This window comes from Streptomyces noursei (genome assembly GCF_016917755.1).
Taxonomy (GTDB): Bacteria; Actinomycetota; Actinomycetes; order Streptomycetales; family Streptomycetaceae; genus Streptomyces; species Streptomyces yunnanensis.
In genome coordinates this window covers 7,685,532-7,707,524 of the sequence record NZ_CP070326.1, presented here as the reverse complement: position 1 = coordinate 7,707,524, position 21,993 = coordinate 7,685,532, and the positions used below count along the sequence as shown (strand labels likewise).

20 protein-coding genes and 1 pseudogene are annotated in these 21,993 nt (G+C 71.4%); 9 read left to right on the top strand and 12 right to left on the bottom strand.

The genetic code is table 11. The annotated features are described in order from the left end of the window. Window positions 1–25 precede the first annotated feature (25 nt). Window positions 26–955 (top strand): LysR substrate-binding domain-containing protein, encoded by a 930-nt coding sequence (locus JNO44_RS33645; RefSeq protein ID WP_205367686.1) that lies wholly within the window; start codon window positions 26–28, stop codon window positions 953–955. Window positions 956–1,032: 77 nt separating this feature from the next. On the opposite strand, the gene JNO44_RS33640 is transcribed toward JNO44_RS33645, so the two are convergent. Both JNO44_RS33640 and JNO44_RS33635 read right to left on the bottom strand, forming a co-directional pair. Next, a complete protein-coding gene (locus JNO44_RS33640) occupies window positions 1,033–1,377 on the bottom strand; it encodes a M24 family metallopeptidase (RefSeq protein ID WP_205367683.1) in 345 nt (114 codons plus the stop codon). A 35-nt stretch (window positions 1,378–1,412) separates the two neighbouring features. Beyond that, on the bottom strand, window positions 1,413–2,033 hold the full coding sequence (locus tag JNO44_RS33635; protein ID WP_205367681.1) for a TetR/AcrR family transcriptional regulator: 621 nt from the start codon (window positions 2,031–2,033) through the stop codon (window positions 1,413–1,415). A 117-nt stretch (window positions 2,034–2,150) separates the two neighbouring features. Between JNO44_RS33635 and JNO44_RS33630 the strand changes: the two genes are divergently transcribed. After that, on the top strand, window positions 2,151–3,656 hold the full coding sequence (locus JNO44_RS33630; RefSeq protein ID WP_240167772.1) for an MFS transporter: 1,506 nt from the start codon (window positions 2,151–2,153) through the stop codon (window positions 3,654–3,656). 133 nt (window positions 3,657–3,789) lie between these two features. Here the strand turns inward: JNO44_RS33630 and JNO44_RS33625 are convergent, their stop codons facing one another. The 4 genes from JNO44_RS33625 to JNO44_RS33610 form a co-directional block, all read right to left on the bottom strand. Continuing rightward, complete coding sequence (locus JNO44_RS33625; RefSeq protein ID WP_205367679.1) at window positions 3,790–4,668, bottom strand: geranyl diphosphate 2-C-methyltransferase; 879 nt, start codon at window positions 4,666–4,668, stop codon at window positions 3,790–3,792. A 32-nt stretch (window positions 4,669–4,700) separates the two neighbouring features. Continuing rightward, the gene (locus JNO44_RS33620) at window positions 4,701–5,759 is read right to left on the bottom strand and encodes a family 2 encapsulin nanocompartment cargo protein terpene cyclase (RefSeq protein ID WP_205367677.1); all 1,059 of its coding nucleotides are present in this window, start codon (window positions 5,757–5,759) and stop codon (window positions 4,701–4,703) included. Window positions 5,760–5,777: 18 nt separating this feature from the next. After that, a complete protein-coding gene (locus tag JNO44_RS33615; RefSeq protein ID WP_205367675.1) occupies window positions 5,778–7,220 on the bottom strand; it encodes a family 2B encapsulin nanocompartment shell protein in 1,443 nt (480 codons plus the stop codon). 387 nt (window positions 7,221–7,607) lie between these two features. Beyond that, window positions 7,608–10,565: a M48 family metalloprotease gene (locus JNO44_RS33610; protein WP_205367673.1), complete on the bottom strand. Its 2,958-nt coding sequence runs from the start codon at window positions 10,563–10,565 to the stop codon at window positions 7,608–7,610. 249 nt (window positions 10,566–10,814) lie between these two features. Here JNO44_RS33610 and JNO44_RS33605 point away from each other — a divergent pair, with 249 nt between their 5' ends. Continuing rightward, window positions 10,815–11,444 carry a PepSY domain-containing protein gene (locus JNO44_RS33605; RefSeq protein WP_205367665.1) on the top strand — a complete coding sequence of 210 codons (630 nt, stop codon included), beginning with the start codon at window positions 10,815–10,817 and terminating at the stop codon, window positions 11,442–11,444. 92 nt (window positions 11,445–11,536) lie between these two features. Here JNO44_RS33605 and JNO44_RS33600 read toward each other — a convergent pair whose 3' ends face one another. Next, window positions 11,537–12,673, bottom strand: coding sequence for an MFS transporter (locus tag JNO44_RS33600; protein ID WP_205370987.1), 1,137 nt, complete (start codon window positions 12,671–12,673; stop codon window positions 11,537–11,539). A 317-nt stretch (window positions 12,674–12,990) separates the two neighbouring features. On the opposite strand from JNO44_RS33600, the gene JNO44_RS33595 reads away from it, so the two are divergent. Continuing rightward, complete coding sequence (locus tag JNO44_RS33595; protein ID WP_205367664.1) at window positions 12,991–13,485, top strand: VanZ family protein; 495 nt, start codon at window positions 12,991–12,993, stop codon at window positions 13,483–13,485. A 38-nt stretch (window positions 13,486–13,523) separates the two neighbouring features. On the opposite strand, the gene JNO44_RS33590 is transcribed toward JNO44_RS33595, so the two are convergent. Continuing rightward, window positions 13,524–14,120, bottom strand: coding sequence for a LysR substrate-binding domain-containing protein (locus JNO44_RS33590; RefSeq protein WP_420882767.1), 597 nt, complete (start codon window positions 14,118–14,120; stop codon window positions 13,524–13,526). Window positions 14,121–14,222: 102 nt separating this feature from the next. Then, a pseudogene (locus JNO44_RS45275) lies at window positions 14,223–14,399 on the bottom strand (helix-turn-helix domain-containing protein); the annotation flags it as partial. Between the two features lie 72 nt (window positions 14,400–14,471). Here JNO44_RS45275 and JNO44_RS33585 point away from each other — a divergent pair. Next, window positions 14,472–15,359, top strand: coding sequence for a 4-hydroxy-tetrahydrodipicolinate synthase family protein (locus JNO44_RS33585; protein ID WP_240167771.1), 888 nt, complete (start codon window positions 14,472–14,474; stop codon window positions 15,357–15,359). 148 nt (window positions 15,360–15,507) lie between these two features. Next, window positions 15,508–15,699, top strand: a complete 192-nt coding sequence (locus JNO44_RS33580; RefSeq protein WP_205367661.1) for a hypothetical protein — start codon at window positions 15,508–15,510, stop codon at window positions 15,697–15,699. Between the two features lie 118 nt (window positions 15,700–15,817). On the opposite strand, the gene JNO44_RS33575 is transcribed toward JNO44_RS33580, so the two are convergent. The 3 genes from JNO44_RS33575 to ppk2 form a co-directional block, all read right to left on the bottom strand. Further along, window positions 15,818–16,162, bottom strand: coding sequence for a WD40 repeat domain-containing protein (locus JNO44_RS33575; protein WP_205367660.1), 345 nt, complete (start codon window positions 16,160–16,162; stop codon window positions 15,818–15,820). Beyond that, window positions 16,156–16,428: a WD40 repeat domain-containing protein gene (locus JNO44_RS33570; protein ID WP_205367659.1), complete on the bottom strand. Its 273-nt coding sequence runs from the start codon at window positions 16,426–16,428 to the stop codon at window positions 16,156–16,158. Before JNO44_RS33570 ends, JNO44_RS33575 begins: the two co-directional genes overlap by 7 nt. Window positions 16,429–16,608: 180 nt before the next feature. Further along, window positions 16,609–17,436: a polyphosphate kinase 2 gene (gene ppk2, locus JNO44_RS33565; RefSeq protein WP_205367657.1), complete on the bottom strand. Its 828-nt coding sequence runs from the start codon at window positions 17,434–17,436 to the stop codon at window positions 16,609–16,611. 218 nt (window positions 17,437–17,654) lie between these two features. Here ppk2 and JNO44_RS33560 point away from each other — a divergent pair, with 218 nt between their 5' ends. The 3 genes from JNO44_RS33560 to JNO44_RS33550 all read left to right on the top strand — a co-directional run bounded on the left by JNO44_RS33560 (window position 17,655) and on the right by JNO44_RS33550 (window position 21,987). Further along, window positions 17,655–18,347 (top strand): CBS domain-containing protein, encoded by a 693-nt coding sequence (locus JNO44_RS33560; protein ID WP_205367655.1) that lies wholly within the window; start codon window positions 17,655–17,657, stop codon window positions 18,345–18,347. A gap of 226 nt (window positions 18,348–18,573) precedes the next feature. After that, window positions 18,574–19,248: a CBS domain-containing protein gene (locus JNO44_RS33555; RefSeq protein WP_205367653.1), complete on the top strand. Its 675-nt coding sequence runs from the start codon at window positions 18,574–18,576 to the stop codon at window positions 19,246–19,248. A 39-nt stretch (window positions 19,249–19,287) separates the two neighbouring features. Then, the gene (locus JNO44_RS33550) at window positions 19,288–21,987 is read left to right on the top strand and encodes a bifunctional acetate--CoA ligase family protein/GNAT family N-acetyltransferase (RefSeq protein ID WP_205367651.1); all 2,700 of its coding nucleotides are present in this window, start codon (window positions 19,288–19,290) and stop codon (window positions 21,985–21,987) included. Window positions 21,988–21,993: the final 6 nt, after the last annotated feature.

Sequence of the window (21,993 nt, the reverse complement as noted above, 5' to 3'; positions counted from 1 at the left end):
TGACGCAACGAGAGCGGAGCGGAGAGTGGACGCACAGTCGCTGCCCAACCTCGCGTCCCTACGGTCCCTCGAAGCCGCCGCGCGGCTGCGCAGCTACACCCTGGCCGCCCGCGAACTGCACGTCACGCACAGCGCGGTCAGCCATCAGATCCGCCAGCTCGAAGCGCAGCTCGGGGTGGCCCTCTTCGCCCGGTCCGGGACGCAGATGCTGCCGACCCCGGTCTGCGCACGCCTCGCGGCCCGGCTGCGCCGCAGTCTCGGGGACCTCGTGGAGGCCCTGGGGGAGGCCATGGGCGAGGCCGGCGCGTCGTCCATGCCGTTGGAACTGAGCGTGATGGCCGACTTCGCCAATGTGTGGCTCATCCCGCGCCTGGCGGACCTGGCCCGGGCGCACCCGCAGATCGAGTTGTCGGTGCGGCTCCACACGGGGATGGCCCCGCCCGATCCCCGCTCGGTGGACCGGGGCATCTGGCACCGTCCGGTCGAGGCTCACGACCGCCGCTCCGTGCGCCTGTTGGAGGACCAGGTCATCGCCGTCTGCAGCCCCGGGCTGACGGCCCGACACCCGGGGCTGACCCTCGGGACACTGCCCCAGGCACCGCTGCTCCGCTTCGCCCTGCGCTCCTGGAAGGAGTTCTTCGCCGCGGCCGGGATCGACGCGGACGAACCCGCGCACGGGGTGATCTACTCCGATGCGGAGGCGCTGCTGCGGGCGGCGCTGGCCGGGCAGGGCGTGGCCATGGTGCGCCGGCAGATGGCCGACGCTTACCTGGGCCGCGGGGACCTGGTGCGGATCGGGGACGTCGAGATCCGCGCCCAACTCGACTACTTCCTCAGCTGGCGCGAGGGCCATCCGCGCGCATCCACCATCCACACGTTCCACGACTGGTTACGGCAGCAGCTCACCGCGGCACCGGAACCCCTCGGGACAGGCGACGATGGTCGTAGAACGTGACGTCCTCGCCCTCGCGCAGATCCAGCACCTCGCAACCGGAGTCGGTGACGGCCGCACATCCGCTGTGTGTCACCGCATCAGCCGTTCTTCTTGATGCTCACATCGACGCCGAAGAGATCTCCCTTCCTCAGGGGAATTCCGTTCGGCTCGCCACTGAATGCGACCTCATTGTGTGCGATGGATATGGCGGCGTATGCGCTGGAGTCGTAGCCGGACAGGTCTTCGCGATCGATCTCCGCGCCGTACTTGTCGACGATGAGGTCATGGGCGATGTCATTGATGCGCCGGGAGGTGGCTCCCGGCTTGATGTACGGCGTTGGTGAGGGGAATTCAACGGGCGTAGAGGGCGCGCCGCGCCGTGCACTCCGCGTCCCGATCACCCGCGCCGTGCGAACTCCCGGCCCGGGACGCGGCGGCACCACGGGTGAGCGCGGGCTCCGGAAGGGGCAGTAAGTCCTCAGGCGGAGCAGGTGAGTGCGTCGGGGATCTTGGCGAAGGTCTCCTCGACCAGTTTCGTCAGGCCGTCGCGGCCTCCCCGGCCGCCCTGTGCCGTCCAGTGCAGGGAAGCCGTGTGCCAGGCGGCCACGAAGATCTCCACGGTCAGGCGGAGGCGCACCCCGTCGACGTCGGCACCGGAACGCTCGGTGACCGTCCGGACGATGGCGCCAGTGGTGTCGTGGCAGTACCCCAGGCTGTGTGCCTGCAGTGCGGGAACGCCGTCCGACAGCTCACGGGTGGCCAGGAAGCGGCGGTCCCAGTCCGGGTCCATCGCGCCCAGGGTGGTGTCCAGGGCCGTGCGGAGAACCGCCAGCAGCGGGCCGTCCAACTTCAGGGCGGCCACGTGGTCCAGATAGGTCGACCACAGGTCGCTGTCGGAGGCGAGCGCGACGTCCTCCTTGGACCGGTAGTTCCGGAAGAAGGTGCGCTTGGACACCTCCACCGCGTCGCACAGGTCGTCGAGCGTGGTGGCGTCGTATCCGCGCTCGGTGAACAGGCGCAGCGCGGTCTCGGCGAGGGTTCGGCGAGTGCGCAGCTTCTTGCGTTCGCGCAGCGGCAGGGCGCGCAGGTCATCACTCACACCCAGGAGATTACCACCAGGAAGCTTTTGCCCTTTGACAGCTAATGCCACTCAGTGGCACTGTCCCCTGAGTGGCCGACTGTGGCCGTTGAACGTCCCCTGAAGGAGTCTCAACTCGTGACTACCGTCCCTACGGGCCGCTCCCGTCCGACGATTGCCCTGCTGGTGGTGCTGCTGGCCTTCGTCACCGTGCCGATGTCCATCTCCGGGGCAGCCGTCGCCCTGCCCGACATCGGCGAGGACCTGCACGCCGCTGGCGCATCCCTGCAGTGGGTCATGAACGCCTACAACCTCACCTTCGCCTCGTTCATGCTCGTCGCCGGATCCACGGCCGACCTGGTGGGGCGTCGTCGGACCTTCGCGACCGGTGCGACCGTGTTCGCCGTCGGCTCGCTCGCCGCGGCAGTCGCACCCGGCATCGTCCTGTTGGACATCGCCCGTGCCCTGTCGGGCATCGGTGCGGCGGGGGTGTTCGCCAGCGGAGGCGCGATCCTGGCCACGACGTTCGACGGCGCCGCGCGCACCCGGGCGTTCGCGGCGCTCGGCAGTGCCGCCGGCCTCGGTCTGGCGGCCGGGCCGACCCTGGCGGGCTGGTTGGTCGGCGCACTCGGTTGGCGCGCCACCTTCGGACTGCACGCGGTGTTGGTGGTCGTGGCACTGGCCGGTGTCGGTTTCGTCGCCGAGTCCCGCGCCGAACAGCGACCCCGGCTGGATGTGACCGGTGCCGTGGTGTTCGTCGCCGGCCTGGGCCTGCTCGTCCTGGGTGCGGTCCAGGGCCCGGAGCGGGGTTGGGCGAGCCCTGGTGTGCTGGCATTGCTCGTCGTCGGCGTGGGGCTGCTGGTGCTCTTCGTCGTCCTGCAGGCGCGCTCGACGGCGCCGGTCCTGGATCTGACGCTGGTGAAGAACCGCCGGTTCCTGGCGTTGTGCATGGTGCCGGTGGTGTCGACCTTCGGCTTCGTGACGCTGCTGACGTACCTGCCCACCTATCTGGTGGGCGCGAGCGGCTTCTCGCCCCAGCGCGCGGGAACGGTGTTGCTGCTGATGACCGCGCCGGTACTCCTGGCCCCACCGCTGGCCGGGGGGCTCGTCAACCGGGGGGTGTCGCCCCGAACGCTCATCACGCTCTCGTTGGTGATGTTCGCCGGCGGAAACGCCTGGCTCAGCGTGATCGGGCCGTCCTCCTCCGTCGCGGTGATCGCCGGTCCGCTGCTGACGAGCGGACTGGGAGCCGGACTGTCGTTCGGTGTGGGCGACGGCGCGGCGATGAGCCTCGTCGAGCCCGAGCGGGCCGGCATGGCCACCGGATTCCTCAACACCCTGCGGATCGGCAGCGAAGCCATCGTCATCGCCGTGTACGGCGCGGTGCTGGTCAGCCTCATCGGCACCCGCGTCGGCTCGCAGGAACTGGCCGCGCGGGTCGCCGCGGGCGACCTGTCCGGCAGCGACCCCGGTGTGCTGGCGGACGGGTTCACCCATGCCCTGCACATCGCGCTGTACGGAACGGCCGCCGTCTGCGCGATCGGCGCGGTGGTCATCGCCGCCGCACTGGCCCCACCGCGCCGAGCCGCCGCCGCGACGCCCTCCGTCCCCCAGGACGCCCAACTGACCACGAAGGCAGGCTGATCCGGCGCCGTCGGCGGACCCCGTCCGGAACGAAAGCGTCAATCCCCACGATCACGACCGGATCGTGGGGACCGACGTCATACGAGGGGCCGAACAGACCAACGGCATCCGTCAGAGGTGCGGCCCCGGCACCTCACACGCGGTCAGCGGCGATCAGCAGGTACTGGAAGCTCCCGTTGCGGTAGGCGTTCAAGAACGTGTCCTCGATGCCGGTGACCAGGTGGTCGGCCTTCCGGCGCAGCTCCCAGTACGGCAGCGCGGTCTCCGTCAGGTCCTCGACGTGCACGGGGACGAGTCGGTTGCGGGCCATGGCGTTGAAGTACGCCGAACGGGGGTGGATGTCGCAGATGTAGTGGGCGTTGATGAGGGACACCTCGCGGGAGGCGCGGCCGTAGGCGTCGTTGTAGCAGCCGGTGATCGTGACGTAGCGCCCGCCCCGCCGCAGCAGCCGCGCGTGCTCCGCGAACAGCAGGTCCAGTTCGACGTACATCGTCGACTCGTTGTTCCAGGACGCCGCGTACGCACCGGAGGTGAAGCCGGTGTCGAGCATGTTGCCGTGGTGGTAGCGGACCTTGTCGTCGATACCCCGTTTGCGGGCCTGCTCGTTGGCGAATTCGGCCTGCTTGGCGGAGATGGTGGCCCCGTCGGCGTGGCAGCCGTAGCGCAGGTTCGCCACCACGCTGCCGCCGCCGCGTCCGCAGCCGGCGTCGAAGACGCGGTCGGACGGGGTGAGGTCACCGAGGTGGGAGGCGAGCAGCTCGGCCTGGGCGTGCTCCAGGCGGTGCAGTTCGCCGGCGACCCGTTCCCGACGGCGGTCGGGATCCGGCTCGTCCAGCACCGACCAGTCGGCGTCCCCGATGCCGTAGTGGTGGTGGTACAGGTCGTCGATCTTTCCGAGTTCGAGGTTGACCGGGTTCTCCTCGGCGTTCCAGTAGTCCGCGACCCGTGACTGGTACGTGGACTGGGTCGGCACCGGCGTGCGGGCGGCGGTGTCGGCGTGTGTGATGGTCAACGGTGACTCCTTGGGACGATGCGTGCGCGGGTCTACCAGTAGTTGGGCAGCTGGTAGCGGTCGGTGTTGGTGGCGTGCCACTCGTGGTTGCCGGAGACCCAGTCGGTCAGCCCCCGGACGTACTTTTCGAGGAGGGGCGAGAGGGCGGCCAGCGGGGCCGACTCCGCCTCGAACGCCTCGTAGACCTCGTTGTGGATCTCGACGCTCTTCAGGTAGGCGGCCTTCAGGCCGCGTTTGTCGTTGGCGGCCACCACCTGCGGCAGGTTGAGGTGGGTCGGGTCACTGGCCAGTTCCTTGGTGAAGGAGTACAGGTCGTTGACGATGGTCGTGGCGTTGCACGCCAGCGCGGTGACCCGCTGGACCTCGGGACGGGCGTAGAGCGCCTCGGGCAGCTCGTAGCCGTCCACGGTGTCCACGAGGGACAGACAGGGGCGGAAGTTGTTGAACTGCCGCATGACCAGGTACTCCCAGACCTGCGGTGCGTGTCGCGTCTCGGCCCAGGACGCCTCGGCGAGATAGCCGAGGTGCAGCCGTGCCATGTCGTGGACGAAACGGTCCGCCTGGCTGGGCGTCGAGACGGCCGCGAGGTCCTTCATCGCCCAGTAGTACGAGCGCAGCGGTCCGTCGGCCTGCATGCCCTCGTGCCACTCCTCCTCCAGGGCCGGGGTGCCGTGGAAGGGGTCGAGGGCCGACTGGGCCAGGATCAGCCGGCCGGCGAGGCCGCTGCGCGACGCACCCCGACCCTCGTCCTCTTCGCAGTAGCAACTGTCGACGACGTTCTCCGCCAGCAGGAACTTCCCCGCGACGGTGAGGCGTTCGAGATCGACCGCGCCGGGGTGCTGCAGGACGACGGCCCGGCCGCACTGGAACTCCGCGAAGTCCCCGGTCCACTGCGCGGGGAAGAGGTCCAGGCCGCGGGCCCACTCCTCCAACCTGCGGTCGATCTCCTTGGCCTTCTCCGGGTCGGCGGGGACGGCCGGCCGGTACTTCAGGCCGGGGACGGCTCCGCCGTTGCGGGCCCGCAGGTCCCGGACGAGGTTCGGCGGTCCGGGCATGGTGAACCCGGAGTCGGTGCTGGGGGGCGTGCTCATGGTTGGTACTCCACCGGGTCAGTCGGCGCTCCGGCCGAGCTGGACGTTCTCCAGGATGCCGACGGCGTCGGGCACGAGGATGGCCTGCGAGTAGTAGGCGGTGACGAGGTACTTGATGATGGCGGCCTGGTCGATGCCCATGAAGCGGACGTTCAGACCCGGTTGGAACTCCTCGGGGATGCCTGTCTGGTACAGGCCGACCACGCCCTGGTCCGCCTCCCCGGTCCGCAGCGCGACGATGCTGCTGGTGTGCGTACCGCTGATCGGGATCTTGCCGCACGGGAAGATCGGGACGCCGCGCCAGGCCGGGACCTCGTGCCCGTCGACGTCGGCCGTGCCCGGCACCAGACCGCGCTTGTTGCACTGCCGGAAGAAGGCGGCGATCGCCTTCGGATGGGCCAGGAACAGGCGTGTCTTGCGGCGCATGGACAACAGCTCGTCCATGTCGTCGGGGGTCGGCGGACCGGTGTAGGTGCTGATGCGCTGGCCGTAGTCGGCGTTGTGCAGCAGCCCGAACTCCCGGTTGTTGACCAGCTCCCACTCCTGGCGCTCGCGGATCTCCTCCACGGTGAGCCGGAGTTGCTGCTGGGTCTGGTCCATGGGTTCGTTGTAGAGGTCGGCGACCCGGCTGTGGACCCGGAGCACGGTCTGGGTCAGGGAGAGTTCGTACTCGCGCGGGGCGAGTTCGTAGTCGACGAAGCCGCCGGACAGCATCGGCTCGCCGACATGCCCCGCCTGTACCGGCACATCCGCTTCGCCCTTGCGGTTCATGGGGAGCCGCTGCTGCTCCGCGTACGCCGACAGGTGCGCGGCCAGGCTCGGCACGCGGCCGGTGAACTCCTCGACCACGTCCCAGGGCAGCACCATCACCACGCCCTCGGTATCCGCCCGGACGGAGCTCAGCCACCGCGGTTCGGGCTGGCCGATCGCCTCGTCCCCCATCTGGTCGCCGTCCGTGACGACACCGATGATCTCCTCCTCGCCGTACTTGCCTGGCTTGTAGCGGGAGAACCGGCCGTGGACGACGAGGAACGCCTCGGTGGCGGGCTGCCCCGCTTCGAAGAGGACCTGGCCGGCCCGGACCTCCCGGACGCGGAAGCGGCCGGCGATCTCCTTGAGGACCTCGATGTCGTCGTAGCCGCGCAGGACCGGGAGTTCGGTGAGGGTCTGGGGGATCACCTTGATGTCGTCCGCGCCGTTCTGCTCGAACTGGACACGTCCCCGGCCGACTCGGAGCTGCAGCCGTCGGTTGACCCGGTAGGTACCACCCCTGACGTCCACCCACGGCAGCATCTTCAGCAGCCACCGCGACGTGATGGCCTGCATCTGGGGCACGGTCTTGGTGGTGGTGGCCAGTTGGCGTGCGGCCTGCGTGCTGAGGCTGGTGCGTGCGCTGTCTGCGGCTGGATCGAGTACGGGCTCATCGGTGACGGAACCGGTGACGCTGTCCGGTGTGGACACATTCCCTCCCGGGACGTGAACAGAGGTGAGCGGAACGGCCGTTGATGGGCAGGGGGCCGTGCGCAGGGACAAGCGAAACAGGCTGGAGATCATCTCGATACGGCGTGAAGGAGGGCGCCTTCGCACTCAGGGGGCGCAAACATCAAGATGGCGCACGCGGATCAAGATCACGATTCCGTGCGCCCCTGGGTTACCACGCTTCCCCGAGAAGCATGCGTCGCGACCAGCGCCAATCGTGTCGCTCGTTGGTGATCGCCTTCGCACAATGATGCGAGACGGACCGAAAGGCCCGGAGTCCCCTGACACTACCTGGCGTCACTGGCCGGACGTCCCGATGCCCCGTGCCGTTCACGTCGACCCCAATCACCCCTCGGCAGGCCCGAGTTCCTACTTGGTGGTCTTCGACGTGGCCGCCTTCGTGATGTCCTGAAGCGTGGTGGAGAGACTGCGCATCCCCTTGGCGATCTCGTTCAGGGAGGTGGTGAAGAGTGCCCCGCGTTGTTCTTCGGCCTTGCGGGTCTCGCCCGTGGGCGGAACCGTCGCCTGCTGGCACTTCTGGGCCCCCCGCCGCAGTTGGCCGAGCGTGTCGGACCACGACGTCTGCAGGTCCGGGTCGGGAACCCGGAAGTAGCCCTGTGCCTCCTCGACCCGCTTGCCCAGCGTGCCGCAAGGGCCGTGGAACCGCTTCTCGTCCACCCAGACCTGCCCGTTCTTGTCCCTGCTCTGGGCGGAGAGCAGCAGGATCCGGTGGGCCAGGGCTGCCCAGGCGGTCTCGATCTGCTGCGCGTGCAGCGCCCCGCCGTGGTACATCCACGACCAGACCTGCCATGTGTGGAGCTTGGCCGCCTGGCCCGGAGAGAGCCGGTCCGGCTTCTTGTCGCCCGTGGCCGCCGTGTCCCCCGAGGAGCCGGCCACGACGGACGAGGGCGAGGAGGTCGTCTGCAGGATCGTCACGACGGTCAGCAACAGGGCGGGAACACCGAGCGCAAGGACCGTGCCCGTGGTGAGGAGTGCCCAGCGCCGCCGGCGGGGCGCGGTGGGCGCCGGGACCGCGGGCAGGTCCGACGTCGCCGGCCGCCTGCGCAGTCGGCGGGCGGCCCAGGCCGCGCCCGCGCCCATCAGGGCCGCGCAGGCCGCGCCGACGACGGCGCCGGTCAGCGTGAGGTGGGTGACCCCCTTGTCGACGGTCAGGCCGTTGTGCGGGCGCCACTGGCAGGCGTCCAGGACGGTGTTCAGCGGTCCGAGGCAGCCGTCGGCGGAGTAGAGCACGAACACCCCGGCATACGCCATCAGTTGGGTGATCTGTGCGGCGATGAGTGCCCGCAGCAGCCAGTGGTGTCGGGAGTACGCCGCCACCAGTGCGGCGGTCAGCCCGCAGGCCGCCAACACCGTCACGATCATCCACCACGCGTGCACGACGAGGAAGGGTCCCGCGCGCTCCTTCAGCGTGGCCGGCCGCTGCAGGTACATCGCGTACATCGCCGCGGCCAGTCCGGCCCACGACACCAGCCCGCCGGCCACGCCCGCGCCGAGCGTCCGGCGCATCCGCAGTCCCGGCCCCCGCACAAGCAGGAGAACCAGTGGAACGAACCACATCAGGAAGGCCGTGGCATCGGCCAGGCGCTCCTCGGACAGCGGCGTGAGAAGCGGCATGCCGACCGTGAGGGTGGACAGATCCAGGCCGTAGTCCCGCCAGTTGCCCGGCACCATCCGGGCGTACATCGCGGCCAACCCCTCGCCGGCATCGCCGTACCCCATGGCGATCCGCTCGCCTCCCAGGCGCCACCACAGCAGTCCGGTGAGCAGCACCGCCGCGGTCACCAGCGCGCAGACCACGGCTGCCGCCCACCGCTGCCCCCGCCGCGGCAGGCCGAGGGCCAGCTGCAGGCTGTGGGACCACCACAGTGCCGGCACCGCCCCGATGAACAGGAACGCGAGCAGGTACTCGGGCTGCGACACCAGCACGTCGAGCCGGTACTGGCCACTGGCCGTCACCTCGCCCACCAACAGGCCGCAGCCCAACCAGAGGCCCGATGCCACAGTGGACCTGACGTAACCCCGTGCCGGGTCCGAGGCACGCACCAGCGGCAGGCCCAGGCCGGCACAGAGTACCGGCGTCACCACCGCGACCGTGGCCGCCAGGGCGTACGACCACCCCACGGTTTCCGGGAGCAGAGCGGAAGACGTCAACCCCAGCGCTGAGTACAGGAGCGACGCCGAGGCGCCGGTCAGGAACATCTCCAACGGGCTGACCCGGAAACCACGGCCGGCATCGGCAAGGACGCCACGACGCTCCGCCCAACTGGGGTGGGTCCGCAGCAGCGTGGTGAGCCGGCGCAGCGCGGGGGCCACGGCACCCGCCGGGTCGGACCGGTCCCAACTGCCGGGATGCGCGCCCCAGGCAACCGCCTGGAGGTCGGCGTGGAGTTCGCGTCGGCGCAGCAGATCGGCCCGGGCGAGGTGCAGCAGCGCGGTCAGCAGCAGCCCGACGAAGACCTCGGCCAACAGCGTGGGCGCGGCCCCGGGCCACCATGGCGAGTCGGTGCCGGAGAACGCGAGGAGGAAGATCCAGCCGATCCCCGCGAAGTGCGGCAGGAGGGCGAGCAGGACGTAGACCCGCCACAGTGCGGTACTGGCGTAGGCGTAGTCCACATCCCGGTGGTGGACGTGGGCGAGCTCGTGCAGCACGACCGCACGGAAGCCCTCGGGGTCGGTGCCGCGCCGGGCGAGCAGACCGACATGCAGGCACACGGTGTAGTTCCCGGTGCGGCCGTAGGCGCTGGCGCCCGAGGTCATCCGGGCCGGATCGACGCGGAAGCGCAGGCTCGACCGGACGCCGGTGCGCTCGCACAGGGCGGCCAGTTCGGCTCGCAGTGTGCCGTCGGCATCAACGGCTTCGACCGGCACCATCCTGCGCCGCCAGTCGCGTGCTTTCGGCATCCACCAGTAGACCAGTGCCGCGACCGCGAGCAGCACCGCGGTCGCGATCAACGCCCGGTAGCCGACCGGCCGGTCGCCCAGGCACTTCAGCAGGGCGTCCGGACGGCTCATGGTCGCCCGGAGATTGCCCAGATCGCTGCTGGAGGGGTCGAACCCGGCGGCGTACAGACAGCTCGGTGTGCCGTACAGGCCCGCGCCGGGGCGCCCCGACTCGGACAGCACCGAGAGCTGGTCGAGCACGCTGGTCAGCGTCGCGAAGCTCGACGCCGTCACGAGGATGATCAGGAGCGCGAACCGGGGTCCGGTGCCGCTGGAATTCCTGAGCGCCGCGAAAGCCCTCGCGAGGCGGCCCCGGGTGTTCCCGGCGCCCGTCGCCCCGTGTACCGGATCGCGTACGTATGCCATCAGCAACCCCCATACGTAGCAGTCAAGTTGAGCGTAGGTTCGGCGCCTTCGGAGGAGAAGAGGAGCGACACCGGGTACGGGCGGAAATCCCGATCCCGCCGGCTCGTCGGCTCGCCGGCCCCCGCCTACCTGAAGAGACCTTCAGGTGGCTTCAGCTCCGCTTCAGGTCCGTTCGACCACTGTGGTGGCACAGCGTTCGACAGCGCGAACCCGGACGACCGGGCCCGAGCAACCACGTGAGGAGAGCACATGAAACGCCACCTCGTCATCGCCGCCGCCGCGGCCGCCGTGCTGGCGGTCGGTACGGTCACCGCCGTCGCGGTCAGTGGGAGCGGAGCCGGCGGCAGCGCACCGACCGCGGCGCCGGCCGCCGGGAACGGCCGACAGGACACCGAGGACCTCCGGGAGGCCCGCGCCGCCCGGGTGACCGCACCCCAGGCGGCAGCCGCCGCCCTCAAGGCCGTCCCTGGCAAGGTGTCCGGCCTGGACCTGGACCAGGACCGCCCCGGCCTGGTCTGGGACGTGGACGTGTTGGGCAAGGACGGCAGGTGGCACGAGATCACCCTCGACGCGCGCACCGCACGAGTGCTGGAGCAGCGCATCGACGGGGGGAATGACGACGATCACGGTCAGGAGCGAGCCGCCCTGGACACCGCGCGGGCCGACGCCGCCGGCGTTGCCAGGACGGCCGCCGCCGGACACGGCACGGTGACCTCCGTCGAACTGGACGATGACCACCGTGCGCAGGCGGTCTGGGAGGTCGAGACCATCACCGAGGACGGCATGGAGCACAAGCTCCTCGTGGACCCGCGCACCGGCGCCCTGCGCACCGCCCCGACCCATGACGCGTACGACGACAACGAGGGTGGCGACGACTGAGTCGGTCGGTCGTCGGGGCTGCCACACGGCGATTCTGCTGCCGCCGGTGGCCGGCCTGTACAGCCCTCAGGGCACGGTCCGGAAGGCCGAGTTCAGCCCCGACGGCCGCACCCCGGCCCCCATCGGCGAAGACGCCACCGGCCGCCCAGCAGCACCGCGCAGGCCAGCACGGTCAGCAGCCCGCCGGCGAGGAACGTGCCCCGCACGCCGGCGAGCGGAAGGACCAGCCCACCGAGCGCGGCGCCCGCCGCGATACCGGCGTTGTACGAACCGGAGTTCGCCGCGAGCGCGATGTCCGTGCGTCCGGGCGCGCAATGCAGCATCGCGTTCTGAGTGGTCATGAACACCGGCCCGAGCGCACCGCCCGTCAGGACCAGGAACACCACGGCCGCCACCTGATGGGTGCCGGCCGCGAACAGGCCGAGCATGCCCACCGCCTGGGTGGCCACGGCCGTGACCGGCGCCGCGTGAGGGAAGCGGTCCAGCAGCGCCCCGGTGATGCCGACCCCGGCCAGACACGCCACACCGAAGACCACGAGCCAGACGCCGACCGTGTTCGGGGCGAAGCCGCTCACGTCGAGAAGGAACGTCACGATGTAGGTGTATCCCGCGAACGCCCCCGTGGCGGACAGCGCGCCGGCCGCCAGTACGGTCCCGAACCGCCGGGTGTCGGGACTGGTTCCGTAGGCGGCGGGTTCCGCCTCCGGCGGTGAGGTCGGCAGCACGGCGGCGATCGTGACGAGCGAGCAGAGCCCCGGTCCTGCGAGCAGCGCGACGGGCACCTGCCAGTCACTGTGCTGGCCCAGCCAGGTCCCGAGGGGAACACCGAGAACGAGGGCGAGCGAACCGGCGACGGACAGCGCCCCGACCACACGCCCACGGACCTCGGGCGCGAACAGGCCCACCGCGACCGGCCCCGTCACGGCCCAGAACAGTGCCTGGGCGAGAGCCGTCAGCAGCCGTGCCACGAGGAGCAGCCAGTAGGAGGTCGCCTGCGCCGCGACCAGACTGGACACGACGAGCGCGGCCAGCAGTCCGGTGAGCACATGGCGCCTGGGCACGGTCCGCGTGGCGTGGGCGAGCGGCAAGGATGCCGCGGCCACCGTCACCCCATAGCCGGTGACCAGGAGGCCGACCGCCGCCACCGGAACCCGGAGGCTTTTCGAGATGAGCTCCAGGAGGCCGATCGGCAGGTTCTCCGCCGTGTTGAAGGTGAACGCGGCCAGCATCAGGGCCGCGAGAACCGTCGTCGCGCGCCATGGAGCCGGGTGCGTGGCGCCCCTACGACTGCCTTCCACCCGCACGCCTTGCGCCCGTTCCATGGCACCGTCCATGGACGTACCTCACCGAGCCCACCCGCCCCGCCGCAACCGAATTCGCTCTTCGTCCGATGCCGGTTCGGCCGAGGGGCGGGCGGCAGCGTCGCCAGTCACCAGGCCGTGAAGTAAGTCACCAAATGCGCGAGAACCGGACTTTTCGCTCGGTCGTCTCTCCCATCGATATCCGTTGGCCAACCCGCTGGACAGAAAACCGAAGGAGAGCCCCTGTGTCCTTTCCCCTCGCCCTGAGCACCGGTGTCCTCGGCTGTGGTGTCATCGCCGTGGTGACGTTCCTGATCGGCCGTCCCCGGCGGACGTCCCATCGCGTGTGCAGCGCGCTGGGATGGTTGTGGGTGGCCGGGGTCGTGGGCCTGACGTTCGGCACGCGCTCCGGAGGCGGACAGGCGATGAACCTCAAGCTGCTCGACCTCTCGAACCCCGCCGACACCTGGGACTTCTTCCTCAACGTGCTCATGTTCGTCCCCGGCGGGCTGCTCCTGGCGAGCGCAGGCGTGAGTCTTCTGACCGCGACGACCGTGGGATTCCTGGGTTCCCTCGCCATCGAGACGACGCAGTACCTCACCGCCTCGGGGCGGACGGCCGACGTCAACGACCTGTTGGCCAACACGCTGGGCTGCGTCGCCGGATACGCCTGCGCCGCAGCCGTCCGGGCCGCGTTCCGCAGGACCACGGCGACCGCCGGACCGCGCCTGCGGGCCTGACGCCGGACCGCGCGGCCGGGCGTGCTGTCCGGAGCCGATCACAGGAGTTCCGGTGGGACAGCCATGCGGAGGGCGGCGGTGACGGTGGTGACGGCCGGGTGGTCGGCCGCGCCCGCGCGGTGGACCGTACGCGTGCGTCGGGACATCGGGAGTCGCGTGAGGCTCAGGCCCGGGGGTGGTGCGGTGGCGCCGAGATGGGGGATCAGGGCGACGCCCTGGCCGAGCGCGACCAGGGCCAGGACGGTGGCGAAGTCGTCGACCTCGTGGCGCACGTGCGGGGCGAAGCCGGCTGCCTGGCAGGCCCGCATGGCCATCGTGCGGCAGAGCCTGCCGGGCGGGGCCATGATCCACGGGCTGGTGCTGTGGTCGTTCAACGAACTGGGCGTCCGGGCCGCCAGGTACATCGGTTCGGTGAACAGTTCCTCGCCGGTCAGGCCGGGCTGCGGCTCGGCGGGGACGACGTCGTATTCGTGCACCAGGGCCAGGTCGAGTTCTCCGGCGCGCAGCGCCGCGGCCACGCCGACCGGATCGACGTCGAGGACTCTCGCCTCCAGCATCGGGTGTTCGCGGGCCAGCGCGGCCAGGGCGGCCGGGATGATCGCACGGGTCGCGGACGGGTAGCTTCCGATGCGCACCGGTCCGGCCAACCCGGAGCGTACGGCTGCGAGTTCGGCTTCTGCGTGTTCCAGGCGTTCGAGTATGTCCTCGGCGTGTCGGACCAGGTTCTGTCCGGTCGGGGTGAGTGCGACCCGGCGCCCCGTCCGCTTGAGCAAGGGCACTCCTGTCTCGCGTTCCAGCAGGGACAGTTGTTGGGAGACCGCGGATGGGCTGAACGACAGTGCCTCGGCGACGGCGGCGATGGTGCCCCGGTGTGCGAGTTCCCTGAGCAGACGCAGGCGACGAACATCTAGCATCAGCTCAGCTTACGAGCACCATCGAGAGTGTGAACTGGACCTGTGCGACAACGGGTCGCCATGCTCAAGGGTATGGAACTGCATGGCATTTACGTACCGTTGGTGACGCCGTTCGCGCAGGACGGGGAGGTCGCGTTGGGGGCGTTGGAGTCACTGGCGCGCTCGGTGCTGGCGGAGGGTGCGGCTGGGTTGGTTGCACTGGGGACGACGGGGGAGCCTGCCACGCTTTCGCCGGAGGAGAGGCGGCAGGTGGTGGAGGTCTGCGCCCGGGTGTGCCGGGAGCGCGGGGCGAGGCTGATCGTGGGCGCCGGCGGCAGCGACACCGGACGGAGCGCGCTGGCGCTGGAGGAACTGGCGCAGGTCGCGGACGCCGCGCTGGTCCCGGTACCGCCGTTCGTCCGGCCCTCGCCCGGCGGGGTGCTCGCGCACTTCGCACACCTGACGGAGCACAGCCCGGTACCGCTGGTGGTCTATCACATCCCCTACCGGACCGGGCAGGCACTGGGCGCCGGCACGCTGCGTCGACTGTGCCGGATGCCTGGGATCGTCGGGGTCAAGCTGGCGACCGGCTCGGTGGACGAGGACACCATCGAGCTGATGGGCGACCTGCCACCCGACTTCGCCGTGCTGGCCGGGGAAGACGCCTTCCTGGCCCCGCTGCTCGCTCTTGGGGCCACGGGCGGGATTCTTGCTTCGGCTCACCTGGCCACCGCGCATTTCGTCGAACTGCTCAATGACTGGGACAAGGGGAATCTGGTGCACGCTCGTGCACTTGGTCACCGTCTGGCGGCGCTGGCCCGGGCGGTCTTCGCCGAGCCCAATCCGGCGGTCGTGAAGGCGGTGCTGGCGGCTGAGGGTCGGATTCCGACGCCGGCGGTACGGCTGCCGTTGCTGCCCGCGAGCCAGACCGCAGCAGCACGGGCGTCGGCCTGCCTCGATGCGCTTTCCGAGGGGCCCTGAACGGCCCCGCCCGGGGCGTCGGCCACGGAGCGGAGAGCGATCCGATCCTCGGGTCCATAGGGGTGGATTCGCCCAGACACACGCGTCACCGGGGGCCAGAGGCGGCAGCGTTACACAACACCCAGTCGCCCGTCCTAGGAGGAACGCCATGCACCGTGGGACTCGTCGAATCGTCGCCGTCGTCATCGGGGCTGTCGCACTCGTCGGACTCATGTCCCCCCAAGCCAGCGCCGGCGGAGGCAGCCCGGTCAAGAGGGCGATCATGAAGTTGGGACTGCCGCCCGACGGCATCGGCACCCTCCTCATCGACGCCGCCGGCGCCGCCGCTGCGATCGTCTAGCGGCCGCGAAGAGGTGACACTGCCGTAGGCGGGGGCCAGGTCGTGTCCGCAGAGTCCCGCCTGTCGTCCGGTGTCCGGCACGCCCTCCGGGCGAACGACGGGACTTCGCGGACACGACCTAGCAGGGTGGGCGGCAGGGGAGTGCGGAGAAGAAGTGGTCCCAGTCGGAGCGGGTGAGCGATGGGTGGGCGGTGGCGCAGATCCGAGCGGCGGCGCGGGTGGGGTCCGTCTCCCACAGGCGGGCGGTGGTGTCGGCGCTGGCGAGGACGTGGCCGTCGTGGTTGAAGGCCACGCCGTAGACGGCGTTGGTGTGGCCGGTGAGGACGGCGAGGGTGGTGTGGGGGTGTCGGCGGTCGGAGACGTCCCACAGACGGACGGTACGGTCCTGACTGGTCGTCGCCAGGACGCGGCCGTCGGGGGCGAACGCCGCCCCTTCGGTGTTGTTGCGATGTCCGGTCAGCACAGCGGCGAGGGGGTGGGGTGGTGCGGCTCCGCCACGTCCCACAGACGGACGGTGGCGTCCTCGCTGGTGGTGGCCAGGGTGCGCCCGTCCGGGCTGAACGCGGCGGCGTCGGCGCTGCCGGTCAGCCGGTGGGCGTAGGGCGTGGCGAACGTGCTGAGCACGGCGCCCAGCGCCTCGGCGGTGGGCGCCAGCCGGTAGGCGGCCAGACCGGGTTGGGCCGCCAGGGCGGGTGTGGTGGCCCGCTGGGCCGTGGCCTCGATCGCCACCTGCCGCCCCCGTCGCGGACCATCGGCCCAACGACGTCGCGTGGTGGCACTGGAACTCGACGACTCCGGGCGCCCACTACACGACCATCTTCTGCTGACCCGACCTCGAAGTCGGCAGCGTCCGTCGGACGGATGAGCACGCCCGTCCGACGCGTGCCAAGCGGCTGGTACGTCCCGGCGTCACCGCTCCAGCTGGGCCGCGTGGTCCGGCACGCGGTTCTGCAGGGCGCGCGGCGGTCGCCGGTAGCCGGTGCTCGGCGGGCGGGGCGGCAACTCCAGGACGGGCGGGGCGACGTCGTGGTAAGGCACCGTCGACAGCAGGTGGGCGATCATGTTGAGCCGGGCCCGGCGTTTGTCGTCGCTCTCGACGACGTACCACGGTGACTCGGGGGTGTCGGTGTGGACGAACATGTCGTCCTTGGCGCGGGAGTAGTCCTCCCAGCGGGTCAGTGATTCGAGGTCGACGGGGGAGAGTTTCCACCGGCGGGTCGGGTCGTCCAGGCGCTGGCGGAGCCGCTGTTCCTGTACGTCGTCGCTGACCGAGAACCAGTACTTGCGCAGCAGGATGCCGTCCTCGATCAGCATGCGCTCGAAGACCGGGCACTGGTGGAGGAAGCGCTGGTACTCGGTGGGCGTGCAGAACCCCATGACCCGTTCGACGCCGGCCCGGTTGTACCAGCTGCGGTCGAACAGCACGATCTCACCGGCCGCGGGCAGGTGCTCCGCATAGCGTTGGAAGTACCACTGGGTGCGCTCGCGCTCGGTGGGCCGGGGGAGGGCGACGATGCGCGCCACCCGGGGGTTGAGGTAGGCGGTGACGCGTTTGATGGTGCTGCCCTTGCCTGCCGCGTCGCGCCCCTCGAAGATCACGACGAGCCGGGCGCCCTCGGCGCGCACCCACTCCTGGAGCTTCACCAGCTCCGCCTGCAGGCGGTACAGCTCGCGTTCGTAGTGGCCCTTGGACAGCTTCCTCGGCCCGTGGCTCCTGTCTTCCTGGTCGTCGGCCATGCCTCGACGGTACGGAGCGCCGGGCCGGCGCGGGCGGGCACGGCGGCCAAATGGGCGCCGGCCCGGAACTGCCGTGCCCGCGGTGAGCGGGGAAGGGGCCGGACGGCCCTGTCCGGCCGAGGCGGCACGTCGCAGGCTGGGAGTGATGCCGGACCGCACGCGCCGGACGGCCGGACGGTGACCGTGCGGCGCGGAGCCGCTTCCGAGGAGGCGCCACCATGCCGAACACTCCGCGCAGGGTCAGCGACGTCATGACGCAGCCCGTGGCGGCCGTCGACCGCGAGGCCGGTTTCAAGAAGATCGTCGAGACCCTGCGGCAGTGGCGGGTGAGCGCGCTGCCGGTGGTCTCCGCCGAGCGGCGGGTGGTCGGTGTGGTGTCCGAGGCGGACCTGCTGCCCAAGGAAGGGTTCCGGGAGGCGGACGCGGAGCGACTGGCGCGGCTGCGGCTGTCCGACGACGTACGACGCGCCGAGGCGGTGACGGCGGGCGAGCTGATGACCAGTCCCGCGGTGACCGTGCACGGCGACGCGACCCTGGCCCAGGCGGCGCGCACGATGGCCCGGGCGTCGGTCAAACGCCTGCCGGTCGTGGACGCCAAGGGCCTGCTGGTGGGCATCGTCAGCCGGGCCGATCTGCTGAAGGTGTTCCTCCGGTCCGACGACGACCTCGCGCAGGAGGTGCGGCAGCTGCTGGCGAAGTTCTTCGCCGCGCCGACGAAGGACCTGCATGTCGAGGTCGCCGACGGGGTGGTCACGCTGAGCGGGCATATGCGGGACCGGTCCCTGGTGCCCGTGGTGGCGCGTCTGGTGCGCGGCATCGAGGGGGTGGTGGACGTGGCGTACGACGTGACCGGCGTCGCGCCGGTGCACATCGGTCCACCGGGGGCGGGCTCGCAGGGCTCGTATCCATGAGCGCGCCCGCGGCGAAGCCGGGCCCGCGGGCGAGCCGTCCACACCGAACGACACGGGGCGTCATGGCCGCCTCCCCGGCGGCGGACGGGCGCGCCGGGTCCCCCGACTGCGCGGTGCGCCCCGGCCGATCGGCGGGAGGTAGGGCCGGACGGCCCCTGCCGGGGGCGGGCGGGCCATCGCACGCTGAAGATGTCGCAGCCCGGGGGAGAGCGGAGGAGACGGCGTCATGGCGCACAGCCCGCACACGGTCAGCGACGTGATGACCCAGACGGTGGTCGCCGTCGGTCAGGGGGCCAGCTTCAAGGAGATCGTCGAAACCATGGAGCAGTGGAAGGTGAGCGCCCTTCCGGTGCTCGCGGGCGAGGGGCGGGTCATCGGCGTGGTCTCCGAGGCCGATCTGCTGCCGAAGGAGGAGTTCCGGGACGCGGACCCGGACCGCATGGAACAGCGGCGGCGGCTGGACGACCTGCGCAAGGCCGGCGGCCGCACGGCGGGCGAGTTGATGAGCGCACCGGCGCTGACCGTGCACGCCGACGACACCATCGCCCAGGCGGCGCGGACCATGGCCCGCAAGTCCGTCAAGCGGCTGCCCGTGGTCGACGCGCACGGCATGTTGCAGGGCATCGTCAGCCGCGCGGACCTGCTGAAGGTCTTCCTGCGCCCCGATGCGGACCTGGCCGCGGAAGTGCGGACGGAAGTCGTCGACCGGCTCTTCCCCGGGACTGCGCGGCGGGTCGAAGTGAGCGTCGAGGACGGCGTGGTGACGCTGCACGGGCCGCTCCGGGACAGCCCGCTGCTACCCATCGCGGCGCGACTCGTTCGCGCGGTGGAGGGCGTGGTGGAGGTGACGTTCGACGACCACACCGTTGCGACGACGAACCGGCGCACGGTGGCCGGCTGAGCCGATAGGCGGGCCCTGCCCGTGGAGGGACGAGGTGCGATGACGGAACTGGTGTCCGAGGCCGGCACGGTGTCCGCGCTGCTCGCCGACGGGAGCACGGTCAGCCTGCGCCCGGCGGGCCCGGCGGACCGCGAACGGGTGCTGCGGCTCTACGACGAGATGTCCGTCGACAGCCTGCGCAACCGCTTCTTCATGGCCAGCCGGCGCTCGGGCGAACGGGCCGCCGACCGGCTGTGCACGCCCGACGGCCCCGGCCACCGCACCCTGGTCGCCCTGCACGGCGACCGGCTGATCGGCGTCGCCGAGTACGACACCGGCGACGACCCGGCCACCGGGGAGATCGCCCTGGCCGTCGCCGACGACTTCCACCACCGCGGCGTGGGCACCCTTTTGCTGGAGCACCTCGTGCACGCCGCCCGCGAGAACGGCGTCACCGCCTTCACGGCCGACGTCCTCGCGGACAACCACCCCATCCACCGCGTCCTGGCACACCTCGGGCTGCACGTCACCCGGCGGTACGACGGCACCACGGTGCACGGCGTGATCCGCCTCGAACCGGACGAGGCGTACCTCGCCGCCGTGGACCTCCGGGGCCGCACCGCCGGAACCGCGAGTCTGTGGCCGCTGCTGCGGCCCCGCTCGGTCGCCGTCATCGGCGCCGGGACCAAGCCGGGGTCGGTGGGGCGGGTCATCCTGCACAACCTGCGCGAGGACCACTTCCACGGTCTTCTGCACGCCGTCAACCCGCATGCCCACGCCGTGCTGCACACCCCGGCGTTCGCGTCCGTCGGCGACCTTCCCCAGCCGCCGGAACTCGCCGTCCTGGCGGTGCCGGCCGCCGCCGTCCCGGGCGTCGCCGACGAGTGCGGCCGGGCCGGGGTGAAGGCACTCGTGGTGGTCACCGCCGGCCTCGATGCCGCACGCACCGCCGAGTTGACGGCGACCTGTCGCCGCTGGGGCATGCGGATGGTGGGGCCGAACTGCCTGGGTATCGCCAACACGGAGCCCGACGTCCGCCTCGACGCGACCTTCGCCGTCGGCCGGCCACTGCCCGGCACCGCGGGGGTCGCCGTCCAGTCGGGCGGCGTCGGGATGGCCCTCCTCGACGGTCTCTCCCGCCTGGGCATCGGCGTCTCCAGCTTCGTCTCGCTCGGGGACAAGCGCGACGTGAGCGGCAACGACCTCCTCCAGTGGTGGGAGTGCGACGACCACACCGACCTGGCCCTGCTGCACCTGGAGTCGTTCGGCAACCCCCGTGCGTTCTCCCGCACCGCCCGGCGGGTCACCCGGCGGATGCCGGTGCTCACCGTCGACGCGGGGCGCTCGACGGCCGGGCGCCGCGCCGCCGCCTCCCACACCGCGGCCTCGGCGACCCCGACGATGACCCGGCGGGCGCTGTTCCGACAGGCCGGCATCACGGCCACCGAAACCCTCGGCGAACTGCTGGAGACCGCGGCGCTGCTGCACTCCCAGCCGCTGCCCGACGGCGGCCGGGTCGCGGTGATCTCCAACGCGGGCGGGGTCGGCGTCCTGGCCGCCGACGCCTGTGCGGACGCCGGACTGGTCGTCCCGGAACTTCCCACGGCACTCCGAGCGGAACTGCTCGCCCTGCTCCCGCCGGGCGCCGGCGCCGGGAACCCGATCGACACCACGCCGGCGGTGGACGCGCCCGCGTTGAGCGCGGCCGTCGACCGGATCGCGGCCTCGGGAGCGGTGAGCGCCGTGCTGGTCGCCCTGGTGCCGACGGCCCTGACCACCGCGGTGGGCACCGACCTGGTCACCGCACTCACCACCTCGCCGCACCCGGAGCGCGCCCACTGCCCGGTCGTCGCGGTCCTGCTCGACCAGCCCGAACGCGTCCGGCTGCTCCCCACGGACGACGGCCGGGCCGTCCCCGCGTACGACGAAGCCCAGTCGGCGGCCCGCGCCCTGCGCCACGCCACGGAGCGCGCCTACTGGCTGGCCCGGCCGCCGGGGACACCGGTGGCACCGGCCGGCGCCGACTCCGCGGGAGCCCGCGCGCTGGTCGCCCGGTTCCTCGCCCAGGACCCGGCCGGCGGCTGGCTGGACGCCCGGCAGACCGCGCGGCTCCTGGGCTGTTACGGCATTCCCCGGTTGCCGCAGGCGTACGTCACCACCGAACAGGAAGCCGTCGACGCCGCCGCACGCCTGGCGAGCCGCGCCGGGGTGGTGGCCCTCAAGGCGCAGGGACCCGACCTGCTCCACAAGACCGAGCGGGGCGGCGTGCTCCTGGACCTGCGTGGCGCGCACGCCGTGCGGACCGCCTACCGCGACCTGACCGCACGCCTGGGCCCGGCGATGACCGGGGCACTGGTCCAGCCCATGGCACGGCGGGGCACCGAACTGCTGGCCGGCGTGGTCCAGGACGAGGTGTTCGGCGCCCTGGTCGTCTTCGGCTCCGGCGGCACCACCAGCGAACTGCTGGCCGACCACGCGGCCCGACTCGCCCCCCTCACCGACACCGACGTCCACGAACTGCTCACCGCTCCCCGCTGCGCCCCCCTGCTGTTCGGCTACCGCGGCGCCGAGCCGGCCGATCTGGCGTCCCTGAAAGACCTGTTGGCCCGCCTCTCGCAGATGGCCGACGACCTTCCGGAGCTGGCCGAGGCCGAGTGCAACCCGGTGATCGCGCGGCCCGACGGCAGCACCGTCGTGGACGCCCGGGTCCGCTTGTTGCCGCGCAGGGCGACCGACCCGTATCTGCGCCGGCTCCCGTGAGCCGGC

What these genes read in the sequence shown, in the direction of transcription:
- JNO44_RS33580 (WP_205367661.1), top strand. Translation starts at nt 15,508, where the DNA reads ATGCACCGTGGGACTCGTCGAATCGTCGCCGTCGTCATCGGGGCTGTC.
- JNO44_RS33555 (WP_205367653.1), top strand. Translation starts at nt 18,574, where the DNA reads ATGGCGCACAGCCCGCACACGGTCAGCGACGTGATGACCCAGACGGTG.
- JNO44_RS33550 (WP_205367651.1), top strand. Translation starts at nt 19,288, where the DNA reads ATGACGGAACTGGTGTCCGAGGCCGGCACGGTGTCCGCGCTGCTCGCC.
- ppk2 (WP_205367657.1), bottom strand. Translation starts at nt 17,436, where the DNA reads ATGGCCGACGACCAGGAAGACAGGAGCCACGGGCCGAGGAAGCTGTCC.
- JNO44_RS33600 (WP_205370987.1), bottom strand. Translation starts at nt 12,673, where the DNA reads ATGCTGGCCGCGTTCACCTTCAACACGGCGGAGAACCTGCCGATCGGC.
- JNO44_RS33585 (WP_240167771.1), top strand. Translation starts at nt 14,472, where the DNA reads ATGGAACTGCATGGCATTTACGTACCGTTGGTGACGCCGTTCGCGCAG.
- JNO44_RS33560 (WP_205367655.1), top strand. Translation starts at nt 17,655, where the DNA reads ATGCCGAACACTCCGCGCAGGGTCAGCGACGTCATGACGCAGCCCGTG.
- JNO44_RS33620 (WP_205367677.1), bottom strand. Translation starts at nt 5,759, where the DNA reads ATGAGCACGCCCCCCAGCACCGACTCCGGGTTCACCATGCCCGGACCG.
- JNO44_RS33610 (WP_205367673.1), bottom strand. Translation starts at nt 10,565, where the DNA reads ATGGCATACGTACGCGATCCGGTACACGGGGCGACGGGCGCCGGGAAC.
- JNO44_RS33605 (WP_205367665.1), top strand. Translation starts at nt 10,815, where the DNA reads ATGAAACGCCACCTCGTCATCGCCGCCGCCGCGGCCGCCGTGCTGGCG.